We start from the raw sequence: 26,828 nt of genomic DNA on the forward strand, positions 1-26,828 counted from the left end.
ATTGACTGGAAAATTGAACATTGTTGGTGTTGGTCCTGGAAATAATGATCATATGACATTTAGAGCAAAAGAAATAATCAGTGAAAGTGACATCATTATTGGCTATGAAACATATGTAAATTTAGTTTCAGAACTTATTGAAGGAAAAACAGTTTATCGTTATGCAATGACTCAAGAAGTTGAAAGAGCTCATCAATGTATTGATCTTGCAAAGTCAGGAAAAATTGTATCTCTTGTATCTAGTGGAGATCCCGGAATTTATGGAATGGCTGGACTAATCTATGAAACTCTAGCTGAGAGTGGCTGGGATCCAAAAGATGGACTTCAGGTAGAAGTAATTCCAGGTGTGTCGGCACTGAATTCTTGTGCATCTATTGTCGGTTCACCATTAATGTCTGATTTTGCAGTAGTCAGTATGAGTGATTTGTTAGTTCCATGGGAAGTTATTGAAAATAGAGTAGAGTCTGCAGCAAAAGGTGATTTTGTTCTTGTGATTTACAATCCTGCCAGTAAGAAAAGAATTCATCAGTTACAAGACACTAGAAAAATTCTATTAAAATACAGAAAACCTACAACACCTGTTGCAATTATTGTTGGTGCATATAGAGAATCTCAATCAATTATGATGACTGATTTAGAAAATCTACCAAATCATTCAGACAAATTAGGAATGACTAGTACAGTCATTGTAGGAAATTCATCTACATATTCTTACAAAGATTTGATGATAAATCCAAGAGGATACAAATCAAAATACAATCTAGAAGAACAGACTAATCCAGATCTTAAAGTTCAATAACTCTTCTTAATTGCTTCATGTAATTCTTCAGTAAGGTTTAGCTTGTCTCTAATTGGCGATATTATTTTCACTAAATAATTTCCAACTGTTTGCTTCAAATCCCCTGGATGTAGTTTCTTTTCAGCAAAATCTGTTTCAAGTTGGTTATAATCTTGATATGATACATTTCCACCAAATTTTTCAGGTCTTTCTACATTCATCTCATCAAACTCATGAAAAATCACCGTTTTTGCAATTTCTAACAGTGGATTATTCTGTATATTTGCCTCTTCACACCAGGCTTTGTTCATCTTTTTCTTGATTTCCTCATCTGTATTGTGAATAAAAACACCTGAATTTGGATCAGATTTACTCATTTTTCCTAAAACTTGTGAATCATCAGTGTCTGCAGGCTTGGAAAGACCTGGTAATAATTTGTGATGAACAGCTACTGGTACTTTCCACTTCATTTTAGGAAATATTTCTCTGACTAACATGTGGATTTTTCTTTGATCCATTCCCGCATGTGCAATATCTACACCTAAAGAATGAATGTCAACTGCTTGCATTGCTGGATAAAGTAATTTTGCAACATCTATTTTCTCTTCATTTTCAGAACGTCCCATAATTGTTAGTGTTCTCATTGTTCTAGCTAATGACATGTGCTTTGTGAATCTCACAAGATCTGACCAATATTCTGTTTTTTCTTCATAAAGTTTTGAACCTAAAACAATTTCAGCATCGGGACAAACTAACTTGAATGCATCTTGATAATATTTTGAAACTTTGGAAATTGTTTCCCAATCTCCTCCCAATTTATCGTTAATTAGTGTGTGCCAATCTGCAAGAAATACTGTACACTTTACACCAGCTTTTACAAAATCATTAATTTTGAATCCTGTACTAATTAGACTACCAAGATGTAAAAAACCAGAAATCTCTAATCCAATGTAATGCTTTGGTGATGAATTTGTTTTGAATAATTCAATTAATTCGTCACGTGTAACAACTTCTTCAGTTGGTGGTTTTTCAATCAAATCAACTTTTTCAGTTATGTCCAAATCAAATCAACTTTTGAGTAGTAAACGTATAAAGTTATTCAAAGAATTTTTTAAAAATTAGAACCTTTGAATAGGAGGTATCTCATTTACTATTATGACTCTTGAAGAAGGATTGGAATTAATTGATAATTACAAAAAAGGTATTGAAAAATTCTTAGAGACATTACCTGAACAATCCGTCCAATTAGGCACAGAAATGGTCAAAACTTTGACTATGAATGCAAAAAATGAAATAAAAAATCTTGAATCCATAGAAAAAGCCCTTAAACGACCTCCAAAGTATGAATCAGGTCTCTCCGAATAATCAAAAAACTATTTACAATTTTTTTTATGTTTTCTCAAATCTTCTTGAGTATTAAATTCTGTCCCACAAACTCTACATTTTTCTTTTTTCTTATTATGAGCTATTTCTTGATGTTTTTTTAATCTCTCTGAATCTGAGAGTACTGTTCCACATTTTTTACATTTTAATTCATTTTTGTTTCCGCCAAATAATCCCATGATATTATGTGGTTATACTAGAAAAAAAGTCTTAATAAAAAATTTTCAAACATCCGCTTCTGGTTCATCTAATGGTTTTCTAGGCTTTGTACTAAGATAGAAAGCATGACTGCTAATGATGAATGCTGCTAGGAACATTTTGATCGCAAAAATTGTATTCCATGGTCTTTCTGGATCTGGATATGCAATGGATAATCTATCAATATCTGGCAATACTCCATCCACGATTCCTGCAGAAACCTGAGCAGTTAATACTGTAAAGTTGTACATCACTTCAAATAAAGTGATAATAGAAAATCCTAACAACATTAATTGTAATAATGCCATTCGTGTTCCAACAATTTTGTCTCCTGCTGTTCTTCTCCAACCTATTCTAGATACACAATACCATCCAATTATTGTAGAAAAAAATATCCATGTTGATACTCTTGCAAAATTTTCAAATGGAATAGTTGTGTTGTGTATAGCTTCTCCCATTACATATGTTCCATTTTCCATCCATTCAATCATTGTAACATATACTCCAAAGATTAATGATGATGCCATAATGAATCCACAAACATAGAAAATATACAGAAAAACTTTGTACCCTTTGTCTGTCTTTTCTAGATGACGTGGTTTCATTATGCGATTGCCAAATTTTGAAATATAAAAATTCATGTGTAGTGATTGTCTTTATACAGTAGTACTAATGACAAAATTTGTGAAAATTCCAATCAACACGCCTATTTTAGGTAAAGAAGAACTCTCAGCAGTAGTTTCAGTAGTAAAATCAGGAGGACTCACTTCTGCCTCAAAAGATGGAGGAAAGAATGTACAGGAATTTGAAAAATTAGTTAGAACTTTTGTCAAAACCAAGTATGCAGTTTCCGTAAATTCTGGTACTGCAGCATTACAAGCAGCACTATATGCACTTGATATTAAAAAAGGAGATGAAGTTATTGTTCCTTCTTTTACATTTGTTGCTAGTGCTAATGCTATTGCATCCACTGGTGCAAAACCTGTTTTTGTTGATATTTTAAAAGAAAATTTTACAATTGATCCTGACTCAATTACAAAAAAGATTACTAGAAAAACTAAAGCAATAATGCCTGTACACTTGTATGGTCATATATCATCACTTGATAGAATTAGAGAAATTTCAAAAAAACATAATCTTTCAGTGGTTGAAGATGCTGCACAATCTCTTGGTTCAACTTTTAAAGGAAAACAAACTGGAACATTTTTTGAACTTGGATGTTACAGCCTCTATCCGGGAAAAGTAATAACTTCTGGAGAGGGTGGAGTAATAGTTACTAACAACAAAAAACTCTATGAAAAATTACAGATGATTAGAAACCATGGAATGGTGAAAGGATATGACTCTAAAATATTTGGGCTAAATCTAAGACTGCCTGAAATTAATGCCGCAATAGCTAAAATCCAAATTAAAAAACTACCAGAATTTATTCAATCTAGAAGACGTAATGCAAAACTATTATCTGATTTGTTATCTGATACAAAAATAAAAATTCCTTTTGAAAGAAAACATGAAAAATTTAATTGGTCATTATACACTATTGCAACAAAAAATAGAGATTCGATTTTAAAGAAATTAAACTCAAAAGGAATTGGTGCTGCAGTTTATTATCCAATACCTGTTCATAAAATTCCTATTTACAAAAATAAATCAAAATTAACAAATACTGATTGGGCATCAAAACACGTTTTGTCCTTGCCTGTTCATCCAAATGTATCTTCCAAGAATATTGAATATATCGCAAAAACTGTACGTGATTTAGTAAATGAATAGCCTTGGAAACATAATTGGCGAAATATGTAAGGTTGTTCTGCCCATAAAGCAGGAATTTTACCCTGGAAATCATGACTCACAAATAGCAATCTGCACGCTTGCAAGCATATCATTACTTGATAATTTGAAAGATTCAGGAATGTTATCTAGAGTTGCAATTATTGGTAGATTGTTTTCAGAGAATAAGGGAATTGATAACATGATACAATATGTTTATGAAAACAAAAATGTAAAAAAAATAATTCTATGTGGAAAAGAAGTTTGGGGCCATAAATCCGGTCATTCATTATTACAATTACACCAGAATGGAGTTGATGAAAATTTTAGAATAATTAATTCAACTAGTCCTGATCCTTATCTTACAGTTTCTAAAGATATGATAGAATATTTTCAAAAAAATATTACAATAGTTGATTTAATTGGTGAAACCAATATTGAAGTAATTTCTGAAAAAATTAAAATTCCTTAATAGCCGTTTCTTTGTCTTTCTCTATTTATCTCATTTTTCTTTTTGTATTCATCTACAATATCATCTGGTGTGAGATTTAATTCAAGTGATGCTTGAACTACAAAATGCCAAATGTCGATTAATTCTTCTCTTGCTTCAGATTCGTTGAATTTTGTAGGTGTTTTCCACCATTTCCAGTTGGTAGTTCTTTGCAATTCTACTGCTTCATGCATTATTGCAGTACACAATGCAGACACTCTACCTTCAGAATCTTTTGGATATCTATCTGGCTTCATCATTTCTGATAATCCTTTTTGAAGTTGAAAAATAGTATCTAATCTGTCTTCAGTTACTTCTTGTGACAATGACAAATTAATTTGAGAAATTATTGAACTTAAGTCTTTTTAGAATCTGATCATTTTTTCATACATCTTGACTCTTTTTGTAATATCTCCATTTTTGATCTTCAACAGCCCCTCTAATCCATATCTTTCAACTGCAAATGAACCTAAAACATTGCCATAAACTACTGCTTTTTTGATCTCAGAAAGACTTGTTGATTTTTTACTTGCTAGATAACCTATCATGGCACCTGCAAAAGAGTCTCCAGCACCTGTAGGATCCACTACATCTTCTAATGAAAAACCAGCAGTTGGAAATATTACATCATCATAAAACATGAGAGAACCATGTTCTCCTTTTTTAATAATTACATATTTTGCTCCCCACTGCATCATCTTCTTTGCACATTTTATCAAGTTGAACTCTTTAGTGAGAAGTTTAGCTTCTTCATCATTAATCACAACAGCATCTACAGCTTTTATCATCTTGATTACAGCATCTCTTTTAGTTGAAATCCAAAAATCAATCGTGTCACACATTGAAAATTTTACTTTGTCAAATTCTTTGATTAGTGCGGTATTTTGTTCTGGATCATTGTTTGCAAGATAAACAAATTGTGATTTTCTATATGCCTCTGGAACAATAGGTTTGAAATCTGCTAGGACATTTAGTTCTGTCTTTAGTGTTGATCTAGTACTTAATGTATCATCATATTTTCCATCATAACGAAATGTTTTTCCATTTTTGATGGAGAATCCTTCTAAATCAAGATATTTTGATAATGTTTTGTGATGTTGTTTGGGAAAATCTTTTCCAACAACAGCAATTAATCCAGTATCAACAAAATTACTAGCAGAAATTGCTGCAAAAGTTGCAGCACCTCCTAAAACATTTTTCAGTGTTTTTTTGGGAGTTCTAATCGTATCTAATGCAGTCGAACCAAAAACAGTAAGCATTTGTGAAGAAATTAATTTTGATGTATAAATTCTCTTGCTTGCTCTTCTGTTGGATAGTACACAAATGGAATTTCAATTGATGTAAAGAATGCATCATATTTTGTTAGACCTGTAATTTTTACTGATTGTGCATCGCTATCATGTGAATCGGTGTGAAAAGTTCCTTTCACATAACTGCTATCTAGAGGTTGTATTGTAAATGGTTCTAACTGGCCTTTGCCCACCATTTGGTCATCTGCAATAACAAAAAACTCAGTTGCACCGGAAGTTAGTATTAGTAAGGATGGATTTTCAAACCGTAATTCAATATTATATTCTGCTCCTTTTTCATTCTCGCTCAATAATTCACTCTGAGTAATGCTTACTCCTATTTGAGATGCTGAAGCGTACTGTGAATATCCAAAAATACTCATTCCTAAAATGAAGAGAACAACTAATCCCGCCTTCTTTGATGAATTCATGAGTATTTTTGAGAAAATTGCATTTTAACACAAAAGGGAAAAAATCCCAATAAATTGTGTAAAAGATTTGATCTACTCTTTAAGCTCCTTAGAGCTAACAAAATAAATCAAAATTATATGACTATTTGTTGATGGCTAGAATAAAACTCAAGTTAGGAGAGAATGAAATTGAGGTTGATTCTAGAGATTTCTATGTTGATAATCAAACATTAGGAGAAATTATTGAAAATATGTCAAGTCATTTACCAGAAAATCATGCAAAAGTTGTTTATGAAACTGAACCTATTGTAACGTCATCTGAAAGCTCTGTTCAGTCTGGATTAGAATCACTTGAGGATGCAGAAATATTTGAACCAGAATTTAATGAACCTGTACATATTGCTCCAAATGAAATAAAATCAAAATTACGTATTTTGGAAACTAGTAGATTCTTTGATTCCCCTAGAACAGTTACAGAAACTGTTGAACAATTACGTGAATATGGTTGGGCAGCAAGTCCTTTAGATGTTTCAAAAGCATTAGCAAAAATGGCATCAAACAAAGAGATTTTGAAAAACTCTAGTGAGAACAGAGCTCATTACTTTGTTGAAGCCCTAACAGCTAACTAGAAAAATTACATTTTTCACAATTAGAAAAAATTTCTCCATCTAAATGATCAAAATGTGTATTGCAATCATTGCATGTGTGATGCATGTCAAAATACCCATCTTTCTCTATTTGTCCAACTCTGTTGGATTCTAAATTAGTACTCTTGCATTTAATACAATGACATCCGCATTCAATTTTCATTACTTTTCGCCGATAATGTATGTATAGTTGCAACACCTATACAAATTATTGGAAAAGAAACGAGAAATTCCAATTGAGATTGATGATCATTTCAGATTATTTGGGAAAGAACCTTGGGAAGTAGATTATGGTGAAAAATGCCCTGTTTGTGACGTTAGAATTGATGAATATGGATTTTGTTCGTGTGGTTCTAGTGGAGACTAAATTTTTTCATAAAAGGCAATGCAAGAACTACAAAAAATCCTATGATTAGCGGCGCCATTATGGAAAATTCAGGTACTACAGTTGTTCCAATAATGCTAATCTGTCCTGATGTATCTGGTTTGATATTAAGCCAAACATGTGTTCCATTATTGATGTATTGATGAGCTGGGATTTTTTCATCATCCATAAATACTGTATAAGGTTCCCATAGTAATTCTAAAGGAATTATGGTTGTGACAAATCTATTTTCTCCTACAGTTTCAAATGTAATGCTTTTTGATGGTTGATCAAAATTAAATTTGTCAATACCTTTTTGATTTCTTATTTCTACAGTAAATTCTTTTTCTTCCCACTTTACATTTTCATAAGTTCTTGATTCATTTATAGAATATTCTAAAAGCATTTGGCATCCGTGACATGAAATACCTTTTTGATCATCTAGAAAAACTGGACGTTCATTTGCAAATAATAAATCAACTTCTTCAGGTAAAATGAAATTAGTTGATTCTAGATATAAAAAATCCCACGTCCATATATCACCTATTTCAGAAATAACATTGTCAAGTTCGTATTGTAAAATTGAGTCATCATTAGATGGCATAATTAACACTGCATTATCATCTCCAATTACTGAGAATTGTTTTTTATCTCCCTGTTCATCTGTAACTGAAATATTTGAAACGGTTCCAGGAATCAAATCAACCTGTTTTGGCGTATTTGCATTATCAATAACATGTATCACATGAACACTTCCTTCTGAATCTATTCTAACTTCAATTAATTTTTGGTTAGCTTTGTCTGCAATTGTGACTTGTGCATAAGCTGTAGGAATAACAGTTACAAGAGAAATAATAACTAAAATTACAAAAATCTTTGAATTCATTTATTCCACAGTTACGCGAGTCATCTGTGCTTTTTCTAAAGGACAGTCATTTCCATCTCTTTCAAGATTTACAATTTTATCTGCTACATCCATACCCTCAGTAACCTCTCCAAATACTGTGTATTGTCTGTCTAGAAAAGTACTATCAGTTGTTACTATGAAGAATTGTGAGCCTGCACTATCTGGATCTTGTGCTCTAGCCATTGAAACTATTCCACGTAGATGTGATCTGGAACTGAATTCTGCTTTTACATTGTATCCTGGACCACCCATTCCCCATGAACTTTTGTTATCTGTCTTTGTATTTGGGTCTCCGCCTTGAATCATAAATCCTGGAATTACTCTGTGAAAAAGAGTCCCATCATAAAATCCATCTTTAGCTAGCTTTTCGAAATTTCTTACTGTTTCAGGAGCTAAATCTGGTAGAAGTTTAAACGAAATTTTTCCAAAATTTGTTTCAATATTTGCAGTAGTCATCAGAAAATACTTTGTACTATTATCATAAGAGTCTTTTGCGAAAATTCATTAGATAATTCCTATAGATTGTATATCTATTTTGAAAAATCTATAATCCTCTGTACGTTTTTCGTTGATAGATAAAATTTTTGTAGACTTAGATTTTTTGCAGTAAAAAATATGAATTTCTTTTAAATTAAAATTTTGTAATTTCAAAAGTTATAGTCTTATATAGAACAATTAAAGTTTAGAATTCGTTGAATCGCACAAATCAGAGTACGATCATTAAAGAAGCAATTAATTCTTATCTTGACAAAGGGGTAACTGACAAACAAGACATCTACACCAAAGTGGTTGATGAACTTGGTGTTCCAAGACCAACTGTCAGAAGAGTTGCAAGGGATCTAAGAACTGAATTATTACAAAAAATCCAAATTCTACAATCTGATATGCCTAAAGCAACTATTGCTTCTGAAGAAGACGAGTAAATTCGGCTCTTTTTTCTTTTTAATTATTATTATTCTTTGAATTTTACCATTACTATTATAAACAATGAATTTTTCAAATCATTTATGGGATACTTGGGTAACCACCTGGCAACAATCTCCACTGGTGTCTTTGCAGCAGTATTAACTGGACTTTGGCCATACTTTGTAGACTTTGCACCCATACTGAACTTTGTATTCATTATGGCAGTACCCATCACATGGTTCCTTGTATTTACTTGCTGGATTTCACAAAAAAGTACAGATTACATGCACAAACATGCCCATCATGGCGAAAAAAAAAGCTTGAGTAGTACACAAACAATTCAAACTACAACAACTGGTACACAAGTAAGTCTTTCAGAAATTAAACAAGTTCAGACTGAATTATCTTCTGAATTAAACAATCTAAAAGAAACTGTGAAACTAAAAGATAGTGAAATTGAAAGACTAAACCAAGAAATTTCTAATCTTCAAACTCTTGTTCAGATTGAATCATTAAAAACTGAATTAGCTAATTTGAAAATGCTAGCATCTAAGAAAAAATAAACTAGAAACTTAATTCTTACAATGAGAACATACAATTCCGTGATTGCTCTTACAACCCGGACAACTTTCAGCACCTCCATAATGACATTTACATGAACATAACTCTGTAGGATCTTTTTTGTCACTCAACTGTATATTTTCTATATTTTCTTAGTATTTGACTTTTACAGTTTTACCATTTTATTTACAAATTCATAATAGAGATCATCTATATCTACAAAATTAATTTTTAAAATATGTTTATTGATAATTTTAAGAACTAACAACTATCATTAAACCATTAGTTTCTGAAAATAATTTTTGTATTTTTGAAATTTCTATACTGTTAAGAATTTTTTTAGAAATGATTCTTGATTCTATATGTGATGTATTTTTAGAAAATAAAACAGATCACTTTTCTAGCTTTTTTGCAAGTTCCAAAGTTTCATCAACCATTTCTTTTAGTCTAGCTTGTCCCTCTTCTGAAATATTATTTTCAGTTATTGATTCTGTAGTTAGAAAAACCGCCTTTGGGTTTGTGATTACTCTGAAATATGATAATAACTGAGTAATCAACGTCTGAACATCAACAAATCCTATGTTTCCTGCAGCCAAAATTACCATTCCTGCAACTTTTCCAGATGTCTCTTTGTAATTGATATATTCAAACAAATTTTTCAGGGCAGAACTAAAAAATGAATTGTAAATTGGTGAGCCTATCAGCCACACATCTGAATCTATGATGTCTTGAGCAGCATTCTTTGTTGCCTGATTGTATTCTTCATCAGGTCCTCTATAACATTCAATTTCTCCATCTGATAAATTGATAAATTTTGTATCTTGATTTTTTAATTTAGTATATTCGTAAACGTATTTCATTAAGATCTGTGTATTAGCATTTTTTCTTGGACTGCCAGAAATTACTATAACTTTCATATCTACAACCAATTGTATTTCTATTTAAATTTCTAAAATGAAACGGGCTTGGAGGGCTTCGATCCCTCGACCTGTAACTTAGGAGGCTACCACGCTATCCATGTTGCGCGTCAAATTGACTCTGCGCCACAAGCCCAGCAAAAAAAACATTCTTAATTATTTAAGCGTAGTCAAGATTTTTCTTGATCATTTCTTGAATACTTTTCCAAGTTTCATTTTCTTGATCATTCCATTTTTCAAAATACACAACATCTTTTAGTTCAAGTCTTGGTAACCAACCTGCAGTTTCAAGATCTGGTTTTTCTGCAAAGTCATCCACATATCCTAAACACAAATACGCTACAGGAACAACATGTTCTGGTAAATTCAAATTTTCTTTTAGTGTCTCATTTGATAGGATACTTACCCATCCCAGACCAACTCCTTCTGTTCTAGCTGATAACCACAAATTCTGAATTGCACAACATACACTATACAATCCTGCTTCTGGAATACTGGATCTTCCAATCACAAATGGACCAAATTTTGATGGATCATACGTTACGCACAAATTAACTGGAGATTCTAAAATTCCTTCTAGTTTGAATGAAAGATATTTGGATCTTTTTGGCTCCTCTACTAATTGTGATGAACGATTCTTCTCTTCCTCAAATGACGCTTTAATTTTCTTTTTTGTTTCAATATCTTTTATCAAAATAAAATTCCATGGTTGGGAAAACCCTACAGATGGTGCATGATGTGCTGCATGAAGAATTTTTGAGAGAATTTTATCTTCTATGGGCTTTGACGTAAAATGAGATCTTACATCCCTTCTTGAATAAATTGCCTTGTAGAATCCTCTTTTTTCTTCTTCAGTAAAATCATCTTTCAACTAATTCACGCCTTTCTTCTTTTTATTCATCCTTTCTTTTGTTAAACGTTAATAATGCCACCATTTAGTTTTGTATTTCAATGGGCCGGTAGTCTAGCTGGTTAGGATACCGCCTCGACACGGCGGTGATCGTGAGTTCGAATCTCTCTCGGCCCACTTTTTAATTAAAAACCAGTACTGAATTCTTTGTCAATAGTACTCCAAGAAGTCTGAGTGGTGAGCATTCCTTTAGCCGAAAAACTATTGATTCTTTCATTTATCATATCTTCGTAAATTTCTGGACTTGTCTCAGATTTTGTTAGAACAAATATGCTGTTCAATGGTATTTGATCACCTGAAGAAAATACTGCTCTTCCTGGTAATGCAACATCCATTGCAGAATATTGACCTGAACCTAATTCAATTCCGTCAGTAAAAAGCTGATAATCAATAACTCCAACTGTAAATGCTTTGTCACTTGGATTTTTTACAAGAAATGTAACATCAAACTTTGCTTGATTATTCACATTATCTACATCTATCAATTCAACACTAAACAATTCAATTTCTGCTTGTTCCAATTGTGCATTGTCTAAACTAGCATAGAAAACAATTCCTCCCATTAAGGCAAAAACTCCTGCTATTGCAACATAAACTGTCATTTTGCTCTGAAGTGCCATTTCAATGTATCACATTACGTATAACTAAAAAAGGTTGTCAAGATCCAAATACATAATATTTCATTCAAAATATGATTAATCATGGCAGCATTAGAGCAAGCAATTCTAACTTGGATTCATCTTGTTGCAGCTGCAATATGGGTAGGTGGTTCATTATTCATTGGAATAGTTTTTTCTCCACTTCTAAAAACTATGACAAATTCTATTGAAGAAAGAATGCAAATAATGATTCGTGTTGGAAGGCGATTTAACAAAGTAGCTGTTCCTTCTTTAATTATTTTAATGGCAACTGGATTGTATAGTTCACATGTGTTACTAAGCAAACCAGATCTTCTTGTTGCAACAAGTTATGGAACTTTTCTTATAATCAAAATACTTCTTGTAATTGCATTAATTATTACATACATTGTACATGTTAGAGTAATTAGAAAAGATGTTGAAGATAAAATAATGTCAAATCAAATGCCTGAACACCAAATTCAAAAATTGAGAAAAAAAATTATAATTCTTGGAGAAATCACTGTAGTTTTATCCGTAGCAATCTTGTTTTTTGCAGCCTTACTTGATGCTGGGGTATGATATTCCCTCAATAATTACTTCAAAACCATTTGGTAATTTCCCTATCCCATACCTACAACCTGTAATTTTTGATGTTACAAACAAGTTAGTTTCCAAATGTTTTGAAATCTCCTTTACTTGGAATGTAGTTTTACCTTTGGCCAAACTTGCTGGAACTACAATCATGTCTGCTAGGTTCTCATCTACTGACCTATCTTCTAAAAATTTCCCATAATCTAATTCAAACTTTTGAGTTTTTTTGTTATATAATGAATCAACCCCTATGATTGAATTTTCATCAACACTGTAAACTAGTAGGGATGCACCTGAATCTATCGCCTCTTGTTCTTTAATTTCTGTTTTAACAACAAAGTTTTCTTTAGTTAACCTCTCTTCAATTTTTTTGATTTCACTTTTAATTTTTTCAGGTGATAGTTTTGAAAATGTAGAGATAATTTGTACTTGATTTGTTTTACGCTTTGATAACGAAATAGCTTTTACTTTTGATGGATTAATTTCCAAATTTATTTCCCCATTTCCTTTTGGATAGTATCCTCTTTTTTTTAACTCAAGTGAAAATTGAATTCCCATTCTTGAATATACCTCTTTTAGAACATGTTGAGTATAATCAATTGTAGGACTCCATTGTACATCTGTGCCTCCTTTGATTGTAAGATCAAGTTTCTTTTCTGAAATTGCAACTATTGGGATTAAAACTTGTAAAATTAATGAAATACTTCCTGCAGTTCCAACATCTTCAAATAATTTTGCATTTTTAATTTCTCCTGGAATGAATTTTAATTCTGTAGAACCAATTTCATCTCCAATAACTTTTGAATCTGAAATTTTTTTTAAAATTTTAATTGCAGTAATATGCTGTGGCTTTAATCCTGGAACCTTCCTGTTCTTTCTGATATTTTCAATATGTATTGGTTGTTTTGTAATACATGAAAGAATAATTGCAGAGCGAATTATTTGTCCTCCTCCTTCACCAAACGCTCCGTTGATTTTAAGAAAATTCATAATTTTTTCTTTCTAGGACTCTTTATGATAGTTTTTTAAAAAGAAATTTTCTATAATTTTGTATGAATGGATTGCTAATAGGACGATTCCAACCTTTTCATTTAGGTCATCTTGAGGCGCTACGGTTTGCTTTATCCAAAGTTGATAAATTGTGGGTAGGCTTGGGAAGTTCTAACAAATCTCCAGAAAAGAACAACCCTTTTTCGGCTGAAGAACGCAAAGAAATGATTCTATCTTCAATAGATGATTCCATGAAAGAAAAAATTTCGATCTATTTTATCCCGGATTTAGATAATCATGTAAAATGGATTGAAAAAATCGATACAATAGTTCCTGAATTTGATATTGTCTTCTCAAATGATGAACTTACTAATCATTTGTATTCAAAACGAGATATTCAAGTTGTTCCAATTCCTTTTTTAAAAAGAAACGAATTATCTGGAACAAATATTAGAGATTTGATTATTGGCGATCAGAATTGGAATGTACTAGTTCCCAAAGGTACAGAAAATTTTTTGATAAATCATAATGCCAAAGAACGTCTAAAAAATCTCTAATTATAAATAAACCCCGTATAGTACTGACAGGTAGATACACATGGAATATCTTTCAATGCTTCCAGGACCAACAAACGTACCTAATCGCGTAATGAGAGCTATGTTGGCACCAATCATCAACCATAGAAGTGATGATTTTGTTGAATTATACACAGATGTCATTGACAAAACTCAACAAGTCTTTGAAACTAAAAACGATGTTGTAGCATTGTCTGCATCTGGAACTGGTGCTGTTGAAGCAGGAGTTGTTAATTTAGTTAAGAAAGGTGACAAAGTAATCATTCCAGTAAACGGTGAATTTAGTAATAGATTATCTCAATTAATTGAAGGCCAAGGAGCAAACGTAGTAAAGCTTGAAACTCCTCCTGGAGAAAATGCAACTTTTGATCAAGTAAAAGAAGCATTTGACAATAACAAGGATGTCAAAGCATTCTATGTTGTTCATAATGAAACCTCAACAGGAACTATGGTCAATTATCTTGATAGAATATCTGATTTAACATCTAGAAATGATGCATTCTATGTAGTAGACTCTGTATCTCTCTTAGGGGGTGCACCACTTCCAGTTGATAAATGGAACATTGATGTATGTATGACTGGAGCACAAAAAGCAATTGCAGCTCCTCCAGGAATTTCTCCAATCTCAGTTAGTCCTAAAGCTAAAAAATACATGCAAGAAAATCCTCCATCTACAATGTATTTCAATTTAGCAAGATACTTCAAATATTATGATGAGGAAAAACATACTCCTTTCACACCAGCATTACCTTTACTTTATGCATACAGAGAAGCATTAGCAATCCTACTTGAAGAAGGATTACAAAACGTATTCAATAGACACAAGGTATGTTCAGATGCATTGTACTCTGGACTTAGTGCAATGGGATTATCTCCATTTGCAAAAGAAGAAGATCGTTCTATCTCTATTGTTGCATTAAATTATCTTGATGGTCTTGAAGATAAGACATTTAGAAATACACTTGCAAACAAATTCAAAGTTCTTGTTGCAGGTGGATTTGGAAATCTCAAAGGTAAAGTGTTTAGAGTTGGATGTATGGGTGAAGTTAGTCCATATCATGTAATGAGAACAATTTCTGCAATCTCATCAACATTAGCAATGATGGGATATGAGGTAGATGCTCAAGCAGGACTAAAAACTGCTGAAGAAAAACTCAAGTCTCTCTAAAACCGTGTTAACTTAATATAAGGAAATTCGAGACCGATCACATTGACTTTCGATAAAGGTTCACTAGTCTTAGTTGATTATACAGCAAAGGTCAAAGATAGTGAAGAAGTATTTGATACAACTCTTGAAGAAGATGCAAAAAAATATTCTATTCATGAGCAAAATGTCAAATATCAACCAAAACTAGTTTCAATTGGCGAAGTTTCATATCCAGTTCTAAAAGGACTTGATGAGGCTCTTGCAAAAACATCTGTTGGTGACAAACTTACAGTTGAAGTTACACCTGACAAAGGCTTTGGTGAAAGAGACTCTGGTAAAGTCAGAATGATTCCAATTAGAAAGCTAGGTGAGGATGCAGAGAAAGTTTCAGTTGGTGATACAATTGAAGTTGATAATAAACGTGGAATAATTCGTTTTATTGGTTCAGGAAGAGTCCAAATTGATTATAATCATAGATACGCAGGAAAAACAATTCTTTTTGATGTTAATGTTATCAAATCTCTTGATTCTCCAAACGATAAAGTTGATGGAATTTTAAAAAATAGACTTCCCGTAGAAGACTCAAAAATTTCATTTGACTTGAAAGATAAAGAAGTTAGCATTACTATTCCTGAAGAAATTCTTCGTGCAGATGGTTTACAAATAATGAAACACTTTATCCAATTAGATATTTTCAAATTTGTTCCTACTTTAGAAAAAGTAAACTTTGTTGAAACCCATGTCAACAAACAAACTCAAGAAAAGAAAACTGAAACAAAAGAAAAATCACCTGAACAAAAGGCTGCTTAAATTAAATAACTTTAGTACTCTTAGCTAGACTTTTTGCCTTTCTTTCTGTCATCTCTACTTCTTTTAGAATTGTGTATCTTTCAGGTCTCAAGTCTTGTGCAATAACTAAAGCATCAACTATTTGTTCTTCAGTTAAACCGATTTGTTTTGCAGTTGTTGGTGCACCAACATCTTTCAATGTTTTAACAATTTTTTTCCAATCTTGTCCTTGAAGTTTACCAATCATAATAGAACCTATTCCGCATTTTTCTCCATGTAATCCCTTTCCTGGTGCGATTTTGTCTAAAGCATGTGAAAATAGATGTTCAGCACCAGAACATGGTCTGCTACTTCCTGCAATACATGAAGCAACTCCTGCACTAATCAAAGCCTCAACAATTACTCTTGCATCTAATCCCTTTTTTGCATATTTCTTTGAGTTGTCTAGTACCATCATGGCACTCATCATGGCCAATTCTGCTGAGTAAGTTCCATAATATTCTCCAGTTTTTTGATGACCTAATTGCCAATCTTTAACTGCAATAATATTTGCGATCAGATCCCCGCAACCGCTAGCAAGTAATCTTGACGGTGCTTTTTTGATGATATCTATATCTACAAAAACCCCTAATGGTGCAGATGCAACAATAGAATGTGGTTTGTCACTTTTAACTGAAACAAATGGACTTGATACTCCATCATGTGATGCTGCAGTTGGTACACTGACAAATGGAATATCTAAATTAAAGGAAATTAATTTTGCAGCATCAACAGATCGTCCACCGCCAATACCTGCAATAATATCACTATGATCTTTTTTTACATCTTTTTGAATTTTATTTAGAGTGCTAATTTGATTATCTTTTGATGTGTGCCACACAAATTTGATTTTTTTAGTTTTTAATGATTTTTCAATTTTTTGTCTAAGAACTTTTTTAACATGAATTCCTGAAATTAGAGAAATTTTTTTTGGTTTTGTTAAATTGTGTAAAAATTCACCAAATTCATTTATGTTTTTTTCACCTACAACAATCTGCCTAGGTAATTCCATTGTATGTGATTTCATGCGATCTTGATTTTTTGTCATTATTTATGATTTCCAGAGATCAAAAAGTTATTTAAAAGGGTGAAATGCCATTTACTTTATCTTAATAGGTGTATTTTTTGTCAAATAATGTCGAAGAAAAAATTCTGCACGGGACTACCACTGTAGGTATCAAGGCAAAGGATGGTGTAGTTTTGTGTGCAGATATGAGGGCAAGCGCTGGATATTTTATTGCAAACAATAACACGATGAAAATTCAAAAAATAGATGATCATGCTGGATTGACCCTAGCCGGTGGTGTTGCTGATGCACAAAACATTGTTGATATTTTACGTTATCATTCTAATCTTCATAGAGTTGAAAAACATGGACCAATATCCATTCATTCACTTGCAAGACTTTGCTCATTGATTTTCCATCAAAACAGAGGATATCCATTCATGGCTGATATTTTGGTTGGTGGATATGATGCAGAAGGTCCAGCATTGTTTAACATCGATATGTTTGGCTCAGTTGAAAAGAAATCATATGTTACAACTGGTAGTGGTTCACCAGTAGCTTATGGTTTACTTGAAGAAGAATACAGAGAAGATCTTACAGTTGAAGAAGCAAAAAAAATTGCTTTGAGAGCTGTAAAAGCAGCAATTGTTAGAAACATTGGTACCGGCGATGGAATTAACATCGCAATAATGGATAAAGATGGATTCCGTCTTTTGACTGAAGAACAAAAGAAAGCAGTCATTGAACTTTAGTGATTTAATGCAAAGAAAACAACAACAAAAAGAATTACCTCCTAGTAGCCAGAATATAATGGCCACCATACTGCAAAGTATACCTAAAGAAGCTAATGTTACAAAAATTGAATATGAGGGACCACGTATTGCACTTTATACAAATTCTCCTCGATATTTGATGGAAAATAATGAAACAATTTCAAACCTTGTAAGTGTAATCAAAAAACGAATTGTAGTTAGAACTGATGAATCAATTAGAAAGCCTGAAGATGATGCCAGAAAAATTATTGCAAGTTTGGTTCCAGATGATGCTAAATTACAAAATACTCTATTTGATACTGCAACTGGTGAAGTTTCAATTGAAGCAAAACGACCTTGGTTGTTACAAAGAAATGCAAAAGAATTCAATCATGCTGAAGTAACTGAGAAAACAGGCTGGAAAATACGTGTAAGAAAGGCTACAACCGTTCCATCTCGTACAATTCAAACCATTAATGCAACTCTCAAACAAGCTTCTGCTGAAAGAAGTAAACAACTAAAACAAGTTGGCGATGAAATTTTCAGACCTAGATTAACTCAAAGAACAGAAGTTTCACTTTATACTCTTGGTGGATTTGGTCAAGTTGGACGTTCCTCATTATTGCTCTCTACACCTGAAAGTAAGATACTCATTGATTGTGGAATAAATCCTGGTGCACGTTCTCCAATGGATGCATTTCCTAGATTGGACTCTTTGAATATCACACTAGATGATCTTGATGCTATAGTTATTGGCCATGCACACTTGGATCATACTGGATTCTTACCTACATTGTGTAAATATGGATACAAAGGACCAATCTATTGTACTGAGCCGACATTACCAATGATGAATCTAATCCAATTAGATGCAATCAAAGTTGCAGCAGCTCAAGGAAGAACTCCAATCTATTCTGAACGTGATGTAAAACAAATCATGCGACAAACAATTACTTTACCATATGGAACCGTAACTGATATCTCTCCTGACATTAAACTAGTCCTTGCAAATGCAGGTCATATTCTAGGTTCTGCATTATGTCACTTTCATATTGGAAATGGCGATCACAACTTTGTTTATTCTGGTGATATTAAATTTGGAAAAAGTATTTTGTTTGAAGCTGCCAGTTGGAATTTCCCAAGAGTAGAAACATTACTAATAGAAAGTACGTATGGCCTTAAAGAAGACATTCAACCCAGTAGACAAGAAGTTGAGTCTGCTTTCATTAATGCTGTAAACAATACCCTTGCAGATGGTGGTAAAGTTCTAATTCCTATTCCTGCAGTTGGCCGTGCACAAGAAATTATGATGGTAATTGATCATTATATGAAATCTGGTGAAATGATTGAGGCTCCAGTATTTACTGAGGGAATGATTTCAGAAGCATCAGCAATCCATGAATCATACCCTGAATATCTTGCACGTGAACTAAAACAAAAAATTCTGGAAACAGATGATAATCCATTTGATTCTGAATATTTCACAAACATTGAGCATGCAGATGCTAGAGAAGAACCTATGAGAGAAGATTCTCCTTGTATAATTTTAGCAACATCTGGAATGTTGGAAGGTGGACCTGTTTTAGAATATTTCAAAAATATTGCTCCTGACAAAAAGAGCAAAGTTCTCTTTGTATCCTATCAGGTAAACGGAACTCTGGGAAGAAGAGTTCTTGATGGATCAAAACAGGCAACCATGTTGGGAAAGGAAGGTAAAGTTGAAGTTGTCACAATTAACTGTGGTGTAGAAAAACTAGATGGATTTAGTGGACATAGTGATTATAATCAACTAATGTCCTTTGTACAAAGACTAAGACCAAAACTGCGAAGAGTACTAGTTAATCACGGTGAAAGAAAGAAATCCGAAAATCTTGCCATGAATATTAGAAGAATGCACAGAGTCCCTGCTCATTATCCTCAAATTCAAGAAGCAATAAAATTATTTTAGATCATATTCTGGTTTCCAGATCTTTATGTTTGATGGAGCAACAATAATTCTTTCCTCACCCAATCTTGCAATATCTGCACCAGCACTTTTTGCAATAGAATACAATTCTTCAACAACTTTTCGAAGCTGTTCCACATCTTTTTGAGCTAGCGGTGTCACTCTAAGAATCAAAATCATATCTTTTTTGATATCCTCTTGAATCGAGTGTACATCACTGATATCTCTAATGGTTATGGCCTTTAGAAATGTCGTATTTTCTTGCTTTTGCATTCTAATTGAAAATGCGATCTACTCCCTCAAAAACTCTTCCTTAGTTTTAACTAATTTTTTTAAAAATTCACGCCTAAATTCTAAATTTAATGTAATCTTCTTCTTCTATGCTTTTAGCACTAATTTCTTCACTAACGTCTCCCATTTTTACTAAAACAATTTCTTGTTGATTTTTTGGCGCATCTGAATATCTTAGAGTTACAGATGCTGCAAATTTTGTATGATCTTTTGCATTCTTGCCTCTTAGAATTGATGTTGGTCCAACATGATCTTTTGATTCAAGTAAAATATCATTTGGTAATGCAATTGCTTTAATCATTTCATTTTCGTCTTTGTTTCTACCAACAACAAATTTTGTTTCTTCATCTAATCTGAAATGTCTCCCAATTTTTAACAAATCAATATCATTAATTGTTGGATTTTCAACGTGTTTAAAAAGATCTTTAGCTTTAATTCCGAACTGTGGTTCTGTTAATAGACATCCACCACCAGCATTAGGAGGATTTTCAATTCCATATTTTTCTGCCATGTCTAATTGATTTCTTCTTGTTCTACCTCTTATCATTCCAAGATTTTCTCTTTTGATCAATCCTTCTTTTTCTGGAATTGTTTCTGGAAGTAATCTAGCAGATAAGGGTCTTACAATTTTTCCTTCAAGCCCAGATTCTTTTTCAATTAGTTTTAACGATGGTGCATGTTGACTCATTGGACGTTGACCTAAAACTTCTCCTGATACAATAAACTCAGCACCAATCTCTTCCATGTGTTTTTTTGCAGCATCAAACATCATAGTTCTACAATCAACACATGGATTAAATCCCGCACCAATACCATGTTTTGGATGTTTTAACATCTCGATATATTCATCACCAAGATACACCGTCTTCAAATTTACATTAAGATCGTCTGCTCTTTCTCTAATTTCAAATCCACAACCTCTTCCACAATCAAAATCACAAAATGGAGTCTTTATTGCAACTGCAGATACATCAAATCCTTGCTCTTGCATCATTCTGACAGCAAGCTGACTGTCTAGACCTCCAGACAATAATGCAACAACTTTCTTCTTCTCTTTTTCTTCAGTCACAGCGATCTAAACTGAATTTCCATATACAAACTTTGCATCATACATAAATTGAGAAACAGGTGTTTTTGTGTGTGAAACAACGTAGGAAAAATCTACTAAAAAACGCCCAAAAGATCGGGTGTGACACCTTGGTTACTTTTGAGCCTGAAAATCTCTTTTACATGACTGGATTTTGGGGTGAGGCTATTGGTCTATTAGAAAAGAATGGAAAAACTACCATTATTGCTCCAGAACTTGAGATTGGAAGGGCCAAAGATGAATCTAAAGATTGTGATGTGATTACAGCAGAACGTGGAACTGGTCTTGTTTCTTCACTTGTAAAAAAAATAAAGAAAAATCGTGTTTGTACTGATTGCCAAAACTATTCTATTATGACATCTTTAAAAAAATCTGTTCCAAAAATAAAATCCTCTACAGAACCATTTTACAATTCTCGTATAATTAAAGATGAAAATGAGATCAAAACCCTCAAAAAAGCATCTAAAATCATTGATGAAATGTTTGAAATCTGTACAAAAAAGATCAAAGAAGGACAAAAAGAGTCAGAATTACAAACAATTTTGATGACATATGCAATGGAACAACAAATGTTTGATACTGGATACAAATCTACTCTTAATCCATTGATTATTGCTAGTGGTCCAAATGGTGCATTACCACATGCTCAAGTAACAAATAGAAAATTCAAAAAAGGTGATCTAATTGTAACTGATCTTACATTAAGATACAAAGGATATGTTTCTGATGCAACAAGAACATTTGCAATTGGAAATATTTCGTCACAAGCAAAAGAAGCATATGAAATTGTTAAGGAATCTCAAAAACTTGGATTAAAAGCTGTAAAACCAAATGTAAATTGTAAAGATGTGGATTCTGCATGTAGAAAATACATTGACGAAAAAAATTATGGTCGATATTTTATTCATTCCACGGGACATGGAATTGGATTAGAAGTACACGAACTTCCAACTGTTTCGTACCGAAGTGATACAAAACTTGAAGAAAATATGGCAATTACAGTAGAACCTGGGATCTATATTGAAAATAAATTTGGAATTAGAATTGAAGATTCACTAATTGTTAAGAAAAAACCTGTTGTAATGCACAAATTTACTAAAGATCTAATTACAATTTGAGCCTAGGAAAAGGTTACAACATCAATAATGTGTTTTGATTCAGGATTGTTTGATGTAATTTCCTGAGACTCTACATTAACATTCCAATCAAAATTCATTTCTCCCTTGTATGATTTGAAATTCAAAATTACATTGTATTCATCTGAATTTACATTTGTAACTGACAAATCTAGAACAGTTTTTTTATGTTCATAGATTTTCTCATCTGGATATTCTTCATCTATTTGATTTTTTATCACTTCTTTTATCGTCAGTTTTGATTCTACACCTGCATTATAGTTCAACAAAATATCTGCTACTCTTTGCTCCTCTTTTGATAATTCTGGTAGACTGTTATCAAAATTCTTCTCTGATAATACCGTTTGAGCTGAAATTGCTATTAGTGCAATGGCTGCAAGATAAAATGGTGCTCTTTTTTTAAGAAACGCCTTTAAACCTGTTTTTTTTGGTTTATCTTCTTCCTTCTTTTTCTTGTCTTTAGCCATTTTCTTCTTAATTTTCTAGTGTTTTGCTGTTAAAATTAAAACTTCCCAAGGAAATTGAATTATTCCATTCCTTTTTGTGTATGGTTTTGTGTTTTCTTTTACCATCTCTTTGAGCTCTTTTCTTTGGGATCTTTCAAGCGCATCTAATTTTTCTTTGATTGGTTTTGCTACATATCTGAGATAATTATTCCAGTATTGCTCAAATGTACCTGGACTATATGGGAAATTGTAATCTTTTACTGTAATTTTTCTAAAACCTGCTTTTTTTATTTCATCTTTGAGTGATTTTTTTGTCCCAAATCTATCAAAATCAGGAGTTCCAGGTGGAACATAATTTGGGATAAATTGAGTTACAGCCTCAAAAATACTATCAAAATATGGGACTCTATCAGGGTGCCCATGAACGGATATTCCTAATTTGCCTGATTCTTTGAGGCTATTTTTCATATTTTTTAGAGCTTTTTGGGCATTTGGGAAAAAAAATAATGCATACTGGCATGTTATGATATCAAATTTTTCTTTGAATGAAAAATTTTCAGCATCAGCATTTACAAATAATAAATTTGAAGATTTTTTGTTCCAATTTTTTGCAACTTTAATTGCAGTAGTTGATGTATCTGCACCAACTACAAATCCTGATTTTCCTACCTTTTGATTTAATAATTTTGTAACAACACCTGTTCCGCTTGCAACATCAAGAATACGATCTCCTTTTTTAACATCAATTAATTCAACTAATTTTTTTGTACTTTGGAATGGACCTCTTTTAGCTGTTGCCCATCTTTTGTGATATCTTGGTGCAACTTCATTCCAAACTGACATGTTTCGTTTTTTATAATCAAATGGTTTTACTTTCAATTTTCTTTAAACTCTTTTAGATCTGATTTTAATGTTCTTCCTGTTTCATGAAAGTATCTATGTTCTATTTCCTTTTGTTTTTCAGCTAGTTTGGAGCTATCAGTATGTTTCTTTTTTTGTTTATTTGTAATTTCTTTGTATTGTGATACTAGTTTTCTTAGTTCAGAATTTTTCATTTTATTTTCTTTTCAATCTCTTTTCTAATCATTTTTACGATTTTTTCTTTTTTCTTCCATCCTGATGTTGTTGTTTTTTTGTCATCAACAATTATGATCTGATTATTGTTTGGATTCTTTTGATATTTTGTACCAATGTCATTTGCAATGATTAAATCCGCATTAGATTCTTTTAATTTTGTTTTAGCCGATTTGATTAGAGCAGATTTTGATAGATTTGTTTCTGCTTTGAATCCAACCAATATGGTATTTTTTTGAGATTTTTTTACTTGATCAATGATTTTTGGTGTCTTTTTGAGCCTAATTGTAAGTGATTTTTTGTTACTCTTTATCTTAGATTTTGATAATTTTTCAGGAGTATAGTCTGATACAGCTGCCGCCATAATTACAATATCGTATTTTTTCTCTAGTTCTTTTTTTGTTGCATCAAACATCTCTTTGTTTGTTGTAACATTGATTATTTTGGCACCTTTTGGTGGTTCCTCATTTCCTGGACCATAAATTAAAGTGACTTTGGCACCAGCTGAGATTAATTCTGCAGCTAATAGTACTCCTGTTTTTCCTGAACTAAGATTTGTAATTACTCTAATTGGATCAATGTATTCTATTGTTGGACCTGCAGTCATTAACACTTTTTTATTTTCTAGTGTAGATGAAAATCCAAATTTCTTTAGTACAAAATCTAAAACGTCTTCAGGTTCAGGAGCTTTAGCTTTTCCTTCAATCATTTGTGGGGAAAGAAATTGAATTTTGTTTTTTAGAAATTTAATGTTCTTTTTTACAGCAGAATTGTCATACATTGATTCATGCATTGCCAAACACATCAAAATTGGAATTTTAGAACCAAATCCCACAGTTAGAACCGTTGAAATTGGAGTATCATCAATACCATTTGCTAGTTTTCCCAGAGTATTTGCTGTAGCTGGATATACAATTACTAGGTCTGATTGATTGTAATCAGCCAATTTTATGTGCTCTAGTTTACCTGTAAGTTTTGTAATTACATCATTTCCTGTAGCCCATTTAAAATAATCAGGCTGGATCAGTTTTGTTACTGCTCCACTTGCTAAACATGTTACATCTGCACCATGTCTCATGAGTAATCTTGCAAGCTCTATTGCTTTGTATGCTGCAACACTTCCAGCTACACACAAAACAATTCTTTTCCCTGTTAATTCCACACCGTGTGATGAAACAATATCTAGTGATGGGTGTTCGTTTACTTTCTTTTTATCTGCCAATTTGCTCACGTAATTTTTTCAGTTCTTCAGGATCCATTGAAAACCAATTTTCTTCTGCAGGAAATGTACTTGATTCTACATCCTTTTTGTAATCTTCAAGGGATTTTACAATGTCTTCAGAGAGATTCATGTATCTTTTTGCAAATTTTGGTTTTATCTTGTCATACATTCCAAGTAAATCCTGAACCACTAGTACTTGCCCATCACAATTTACTCCTGAACCAATTCCTATTATTGGAACACTAACTGTTTCAGAAATTATTTGTGCAACCTCATGACTTACCATTTCTAAAGCTATACTAAACACTCCTGCTTCTTCTAATTCTTTTGCATCTTGGATTAGTCTCATTGCAGAATCTTGTGTTCTTCCTTGTACTTTGTAACCTTGTGAAAGCATTGTTGTTTGAGGTTGTAATCCAATATGTCCCATTACAGGAATTCCAACATCAACGATTGCACTAATTGTTTCAGCCATAATTGAACCTCCTTCTAGTTTAACTGCATCAGCTCCTGCTTTGACTAGTCTACCTGAATTGTTAATTGCATCTTCTATACTTGCTTGATATGACATAAATGGTAAATCTGCAACAAGTAATGCATTATTTCGTGCTCTGCTAACTGCTTCAGTAAACATACACATCTGATCCATTGTTACAGGAATTGTATTTTCATAACCAAGCATTACCATTCCTGCACTATCTCCAACTAGTAAGACATCAATTCCTGCTTTGTCACATAATGATGCTAATGTATAGTCATAACCTGTAATTACAGAGATTTTCTTTTTTTCTTTTTTCATATTTATGATATCTTGTACTGATTTATGCAATCCTTGCCCTCCGTGTTAGATTATTTTTTATCTGAATCACATTTTCTGTCAGATTTTTCTTGTTATCAAAATCTAAAATTATTTTTTGAAGACTTGTTTCATTTCTCTTTGCTAATTTTTTTGATTCAGAAATTAGTAACTCTATTGCTCGTGTTACATTATCTACAATTGTAATATTGGCAGTCTGTGCAGTTCGTGAAAGGGGGTTTAGATCAAATGTTATGACTATTTTCCCTGCATTTCTTAATGCCATAGTTCTATCACCATCTTCTAATGGAACAACTACAACATCAGCTGCAAAAATTCCATCCTTGTCTACTATTCTTCGTGCTGAATCGATTCCTGGTAATTTTGTAGAATTTGCTGAATTTGTACCTAGAATTTCTTTTGCACCATTTTTTTTGAGAGTTTTGATAATTGCTTGCTTTCTCTTCTCATTTGTATAGAATAGATTTACCTCTAGTTTGGCTTTGATTTGCTTTGATAATTTGATAATCTCCTTTGGGCACAAGGCTGCAACATTTCCATTAACTGAGATAACTGGTCTTTGAGCCTGGAGTAATTGTGCAGCTGCTGCCTTTATGGCCCGTTTTGCAGCCTGATTTGTCTTTTCACCAAGTAAATAGTCAAATGCCTCTCCTCTTCCTTGAGCCAAAAGTCCTTCTTTAGCTACTAATCCTTTGTCAAAACCACTAACAAGTTTTTCACGAATTAAAAGTGACTTTGCCCTTGGATGTGACTTTGGAATTAATGACATGT

The 26,828-nt window shown here is 32.5% G+C and carries 36 protein-coding genes and 2 tRNA genes; 16 read left to right on the forward strand and 22 right to left on the reverse strand.

Features of this window, described 5'->3' with window-relative positions:
- Position 1: 1 nt before the first annotated feature.
- Positions 2–799 (forward strand): precorrin-3B C(17)-methyltransferase, encoded by a 798-nt coding sequence (cobJ, locus tag Nisw_RS05260; protein ID WP_141977142.1) that lies wholly within the window; start codon positions 2–4, stop codon positions 797–799.
- Here cobJ and Nisw_RS05265 read toward each other — a convergent pair.
- Positions 793–1,839, reverse strand: coding sequence for a tyrosine--tRNA ligase (locus tag Nisw_RS05265; RefSeq protein ID WP_141977144.1), 1,047 nt, complete (start codon positions 1,837–1,839; stop codon positions 793–795). The genes cobJ and Nisw_RS05265 overlap by 7 nt on opposite strands.
- 94 nt (positions 1,840–1,933) lie before the next feature.
- Between Nisw_RS05265 and Nisw_RS05270 the strand changes: the two genes are divergently transcribed.
- Positions 1,934–2,143 (forward strand): hypothetical protein, encoded by a 210-nt coding sequence (locus tag Nisw_RS05270; RefSeq protein WP_141977146.1) that lies wholly within the window; start codon positions 1,934–1,936, stop codon positions 2,141–2,143.
- An 8-nt stretch (positions 2,144–2,151) separates the two neighbouring features.
- Here Nisw_RS05270 and Nisw_RS05275 read toward each other — a convergent pair whose 3' ends face one another.
- Both Nisw_RS05275 and Nisw_RS05280 read right to left on the reverse strand, forming a co-directional pair.
- The gene (locus Nisw_RS05275; protein ID WP_141977148.1) at positions 2,152–2,340 is read right to left on the reverse strand and encodes a C2H2-type zinc finger protein; all 189 of its coding nucleotides are present in this window, start codon (positions 2,338–2,340) and stop codon (positions 2,152–2,154) included.
- Between the two features lie 45 nt (positions 2,341–2,385).
- Positions 2,386–2,964: a hypothetical protein gene (locus Nisw_RS05280; protein WP_141977150.1), complete on the reverse strand. Its 579-nt coding sequence runs from the start codon at positions 2,962–2,964 to the stop codon at positions 2,386–2,388.
- A gap of 34 nt (positions 2,965–2,998) precedes the next feature.
- Here Nisw_RS05280 and Nisw_RS05285 point away from each other — a divergent pair, with 34 nt between their 5' ends.
- Positions 2,999–4,132, forward strand: coding sequence for a DegT/DnrJ/EryC1/StrS aminotransferase family protein (locus Nisw_RS05285; RefSeq protein WP_141977152.1), 1,134 nt, complete (start codon positions 2,999–3,001; stop codon positions 4,130–4,132).
- Positions 4,125–4,601: a tetrahydromethanopterin S-methyltransferase subunit A gene (locus Nisw_RS05290; RefSeq protein WP_141977154.1), complete on the forward strand. Its 477-nt coding sequence runs from the start codon at positions 4,125–4,127 to the stop codon at positions 4,599–4,601. The genes Nisw_RS05285 and Nisw_RS05290 overlap by 8 nt, the downstream gene beginning before the upstream one ends.
- Here Nisw_RS05290 and Nisw_RS05295 read toward each other — a convergent pair.
- From Nisw_RS05295 to Nisw_RS05305, 3 genes are read right to left on the reverse strand one after another with little or no spacing between them, the layout of a single operon-like run.
- Positions 4,598–4,945 carry a dUTPase gene (locus tag Nisw_RS05295; protein WP_141978514.1) on the reverse strand — a complete coding sequence of 116 codons (348 nt, stop codon included), beginning with the start codon at positions 4,943–4,945 and terminating at the stop codon, positions 4,598–4,600. The two genes, Nisw_RS05290 and Nisw_RS05295, sit on opposite strands and share 4 nt — an antisense overlap.
- A gap of 39 nt (positions 4,946–4,984) precedes the next feature.
- A complete protein-coding gene (locus Nisw_RS05300) occupies positions 4,985–5,878 on the reverse strand; it encodes a PfkB family carbohydrate kinase (RefSeq protein WP_141977156.1) in 894 nt (297 codons plus the stop codon).
- A gap of 11 nt (positions 5,879–5,889) precedes the next feature.
- On the reverse strand, positions 5,890–6,339 hold the full coding sequence (locus Nisw_RS05305; RefSeq protein ID WP_185736578.1) for a hypothetical protein: 450 nt from the start codon (positions 6,337–6,339) through the stop codon (positions 5,890–5,892).
- A gap of 131 nt (positions 6,340–6,470) precedes the next feature.
- Between Nisw_RS05305 and Nisw_RS05310 the strand changes: the two genes are divergently transcribed.
- Positions 6,471–6,947 carry a hypothetical protein gene (locus tag Nisw_RS05310; protein ID WP_141977158.1) on the forward strand — a complete coding sequence of 159 codons (477 nt, stop codon included), beginning with the start codon at positions 6,471–6,473 and terminating at the stop codon, positions 6,945–6,947.
- A 229-nt stretch (positions 6,948–7,176) separates the two neighbouring features.
- Complete coding sequence (locus Nisw_RS09170; protein WP_185736579.1) at positions 7,177–7,332, forward strand: hypothetical protein; 156 nt, start codon at positions 7,177–7,179, stop codon at positions 7,330–7,332.
- Here the strand turns inward: Nisw_RS09170 and Nisw_RS05320 are convergent.
- On the reverse strand, positions 7,319–8,215 hold the full coding sequence (locus Nisw_RS05320; RefSeq protein WP_141977162.1) for a hypothetical protein: 897 nt from the start codon (positions 8,213–8,215) through the stop codon (positions 7,319–7,321). The two genes, Nisw_RS09170 and Nisw_RS05320, sit on opposite strands and share 14 nt — an antisense overlap.
- Positions 8,216–8,692, reverse strand: a complete 477-nt coding sequence (locus Nisw_RS05325; protein ID WP_141977164.1) for a peptidylprolyl isomerase — start codon at positions 8,690–8,692, stop codon at positions 8,216–8,218.
- 236 nt (positions 8,693–8,928) lie between these two features.
- On the opposite strand from Nisw_RS05325, the gene Nisw_RS05330 reads away from it, so the two are divergent.
- Positions 8,929–9,159 carry a hypothetical protein gene (locus Nisw_RS05330; protein WP_141977166.1) on the forward strand — a complete coding sequence of 77 codons (231 nt, stop codon included), beginning with the start codon at positions 8,929–8,931 and terminating at the stop codon, positions 9,157–9,159.
- Between the two features lie 84 nt (positions 9,160–9,243).
- Entirely contained in the window at positions 9,244–9,705 is a 462-nt protein-coding gene (locus tag Nisw_RS05335) for a hypothetical protein (RefSeq protein WP_141977168.1), read from the forward strand.
- 390 nt (positions 9,706–10,095) lie between these two features.
- On the opposite strand, the gene Nisw_RS05340 is transcribed toward Nisw_RS05335, so the two are convergent.
- From Nisw_RS05340 to bluB, 3 genes are all read right to left on the reverse strand, one after another.
- On the reverse strand, positions 10,096–10,620 hold the full coding sequence (locus Nisw_RS05340; protein ID WP_141977170.1) for an NADPH-dependent FMN reductase: 525 nt from the start codon (positions 10,618–10,620) through the stop codon (positions 10,096–10,098).
- Between the two features lie 43 nt (positions 10,621–10,663).
- Positions 10,664–10,756 (reverse strand) — tRNA-Arg (locus tag Nisw_RS09175).
- A 24-nt stretch (positions 10,757–10,780) separates the two neighbouring features.
- A complete protein-coding gene (gene bluB, locus Nisw_RS05345; RefSeq protein ID WP_141977172.1) occupies positions 10,781–11,491 on the reverse strand; it encodes a 5,6-dimethylbenzimidazole synthase in 711 nt (236 codons plus the stop codon).
- Positions 11,492–11,573: 82 nt separating this feature from the next.
- On the opposite strand from bluB, the gene Nisw_RS05350 reads away from it, so the two are divergent.
- Positions 11,574–11,647: transfer RNA gene (locus tag Nisw_RS05350), tRNA-Val, on the forward strand.
- Positions 11,648–11,655: 8 nt separating this feature from the next.
- Here the strand turns inward: Nisw_RS05350 and Nisw_RS05355 are convergent.
- Complete coding sequence (locus Nisw_RS05355; protein ID WP_141978518.1) at positions 11,656–12,132, reverse strand: hypothetical protein; 477 nt, start codon at positions 12,130–12,132, stop codon at positions 11,656–11,658.
- Between the two features lie 99 nt (positions 12,133–12,231).
- Between Nisw_RS05355 and Nisw_RS05360 the strand changes: the two genes are divergently transcribed.
- Positions 12,232–12,729: a CopD family protein gene (locus tag Nisw_RS05360; protein ID WP_141977174.1), complete on the forward strand. Its 498-nt coding sequence runs from the start codon at positions 12,232–12,234 to the stop codon at positions 12,727–12,729.
- Here the strand turns inward: Nisw_RS05360 and rtcA are convergent.
- Positions 12,709–13,731 (reverse strand): RNA 3'-terminal phosphate cyclase, encoded by a 1,023-nt coding sequence (rtcA, locus tag Nisw_RS05365; protein WP_141977176.1) that lies wholly within the window; start codon positions 13,729–13,731, stop codon positions 12,709–12,711. The two genes, Nisw_RS05360 and rtcA, sit on opposite strands and share 21 nt — an antisense overlap.
- A gap of 62 nt (positions 13,732–13,793) precedes the next feature.
- Here rtcA and Nisw_RS05370 point away from each other — a divergent pair, with 62 nt between their 5' ends.
- Genes Nisw_RS05370 through Nisw_RS05380 form a run of 3 tightly spaced genes read left to right on the forward strand, consistent with a single transcriptional unit; the run spans position 13,794 to position 16,263 of the window.
- Positions 13,794–14,288 (forward strand): nicotinamide-nucleotide adenylyltransferase, encoded by a 495-nt coding sequence (locus Nisw_RS05370; protein ID WP_141977178.1) that lies wholly within the window; start codon positions 13,794–13,796, stop codon positions 14,286–14,288.
- Between the two features lie 40 nt (positions 14,289–14,328).
- Positions 14,329–15,474 (forward strand): alanine--glyoxylate aminotransferase family protein, encoded by a 1,146-nt coding sequence (locus Nisw_RS05375; protein ID WP_141977180.1) that lies wholly within the window; start codon positions 14,329–14,331, stop codon positions 15,472–15,474.
- A 42-nt stretch (positions 15,475–15,516) separates the two neighbouring features.
- Positions 15,517–16,263: an FKBP-type peptidyl-prolyl cis-trans isomerase gene (locus Nisw_RS05380; protein ID WP_141977182.1), complete on the forward strand. Its 747-nt coding sequence runs from the start codon at positions 15,517–15,519 to the stop codon at positions 16,261–16,263.
- Position 16,264: 1 nt separating this feature from the next.
- Here Nisw_RS05380 and Nisw_RS05385 read toward each other — a convergent pair whose 3' ends face one another.
- Complete coding sequence (locus Nisw_RS05385) at positions 16,265–17,329, reverse strand: sn-glycerol-1-phosphate dehydrogenase (RefSeq protein ID WP_141977184.1); 1,065 nt, start codon at positions 17,327–17,329, stop codon at positions 16,265–16,267.
- A gap of 68 nt (positions 17,330–17,397) precedes the next feature.
- Here Nisw_RS05385 and psmB point away from each other — a divergent pair, with 68 nt between their 5' ends.
- Together psmB and Nisw_RS05395 are read left to right on the forward strand one after the other, a co-directional pair.
- Positions 17,398–18,039: an archaeal proteasome endopeptidase complex subunit beta gene (gene psmB, locus Nisw_RS05390; RefSeq protein WP_255430723.1), complete on the forward strand. Its 642-nt coding sequence runs from the start codon at positions 17,398–17,400 to the stop codon at positions 18,037–18,039.
- Positions 18,040–18,046: 7 nt separating this feature from the next.
- Entirely contained in the window at positions 18,047–19,987 is a 1,941-nt protein-coding gene (locus Nisw_RS05395; RefSeq protein ID WP_141977188.1) for a beta-CASP ribonuclease aCPSF1, read from the forward strand.
- Here Nisw_RS05395 and sepF read toward each other — a convergent pair.
- Both sepF and Nisw_RS05405 read right to left on the reverse strand, forming a co-directional pair.
- Positions 19,979–20,257, reverse strand: coding sequence for a cell division protein SepF (sepF, locus tag Nisw_RS05400; RefSeq protein WP_141977190.1), 279 nt, complete (start codon positions 20,255–20,257; stop codon positions 19,979–19,981). The two genes, Nisw_RS05395 and sepF, sit on opposite strands and share 9 nt — an antisense overlap.
- Positions 20,258–20,330: 73 nt before the next feature.
- Complete coding sequence (locus tag Nisw_RS05405; RefSeq protein WP_141977192.1) at positions 20,331–21,344, reverse strand: DUF814 domain-containing protein; 1,014 nt, start codon at positions 21,342–21,344, stop codon at positions 20,331–20,333.
- A gap of 71 nt (positions 21,345–21,415) precedes the next feature.
- Between Nisw_RS05405 and Nisw_RS05410 the strand changes: the two genes are divergently transcribed.
- Positions 21,416–22,480, forward strand: coding sequence for a Xaa-Pro peptidase family protein (locus Nisw_RS05410; protein WP_141977194.1), 1,065 nt, complete (start codon positions 21,416–21,418; stop codon positions 22,478–22,480).
- Positions 22,481–22,482: 2 nt separating this feature from the next.
- Here the strand turns inward: Nisw_RS05410 and Nisw_RS05415 are convergent, their stop codons facing one another.
- Genes Nisw_RS05415 through Nisw_RS05440 form a run of 6 tightly spaced genes read right to left on the reverse strand, consistent with a single transcriptional unit; the run spans position 22,483 to position 26,826 of the window.
- A complete protein-coding gene (locus Nisw_RS05415) occupies positions 22,483–22,965 on the reverse strand; it encodes a hypothetical protein (protein WP_141977196.1) in 483 nt (160 codons plus the stop codon).
- A gap of 15 nt (positions 22,966–22,980) precedes the next feature.
- On the reverse strand, positions 22,981–23,823 hold the full coding sequence (locus tag Nisw_RS05420; RefSeq protein ID WP_141977198.1) for a methyltransferase domain-containing protein: 843 nt from the start codon (positions 23,821–23,823) through the stop codon (positions 22,981–22,983).
- Entirely contained in the window at positions 23,820–23,999 is a 180-nt protein-coding gene (locus tag Nisw_RS05425; protein WP_141977200.1) for a hypothetical protein, read from the reverse strand. Before Nisw_RS05425 ends, Nisw_RS05420 begins: the two co-directional genes overlap by 4 nt.
- Positions 23,996–25,240, reverse strand: a complete 1,245-nt coding sequence (gene coaBC, locus Nisw_RS05430) for a bifunctional phosphopantothenoylcysteine decarboxylase/phosphopantothenate--cysteine ligase CoaBC (protein ID WP_185736685.1) — start codon at positions 25,238–25,240, stop codon at positions 23,996–23,998. The genes Nisw_RS05425 and coaBC overlap by 4 nt, the downstream gene beginning before the upstream one ends.
- Entirely contained in the window at positions 25,230–26,069 is an 840-nt protein-coding gene (gene panB, locus Nisw_RS05435; protein ID WP_141977204.1) for a 3-methyl-2-oxobutanoate hydroxymethyltransferase, read from the reverse strand. The genes coaBC and panB overlap by 11 nt, the downstream gene beginning before the upstream one ends.
- Positions 26,062–26,826, reverse strand: coding sequence for a 4-phosphopantoate--beta-alanine ligase (locus tag Nisw_RS05440; RefSeq protein WP_141977206.1), 765 nt, complete (start codon positions 26,824–26,826; stop codon positions 26,062–26,064). The genes panB and Nisw_RS05440 overlap by 8 nt, the downstream gene beginning before the upstream one ends.
- Between the last annotated feature and the right edge of the window lie 2 nt (positions 26,827–26,828).

Source organism: Candidatus Nitrosopumilus sp. SW (assembly GCF_006740685.1).
Classification (GTDB): Archaea; Thermoproteota; Nitrososphaeria; order Nitrososphaerales; family Nitrosopumilaceae; genus Nitrosopumilus.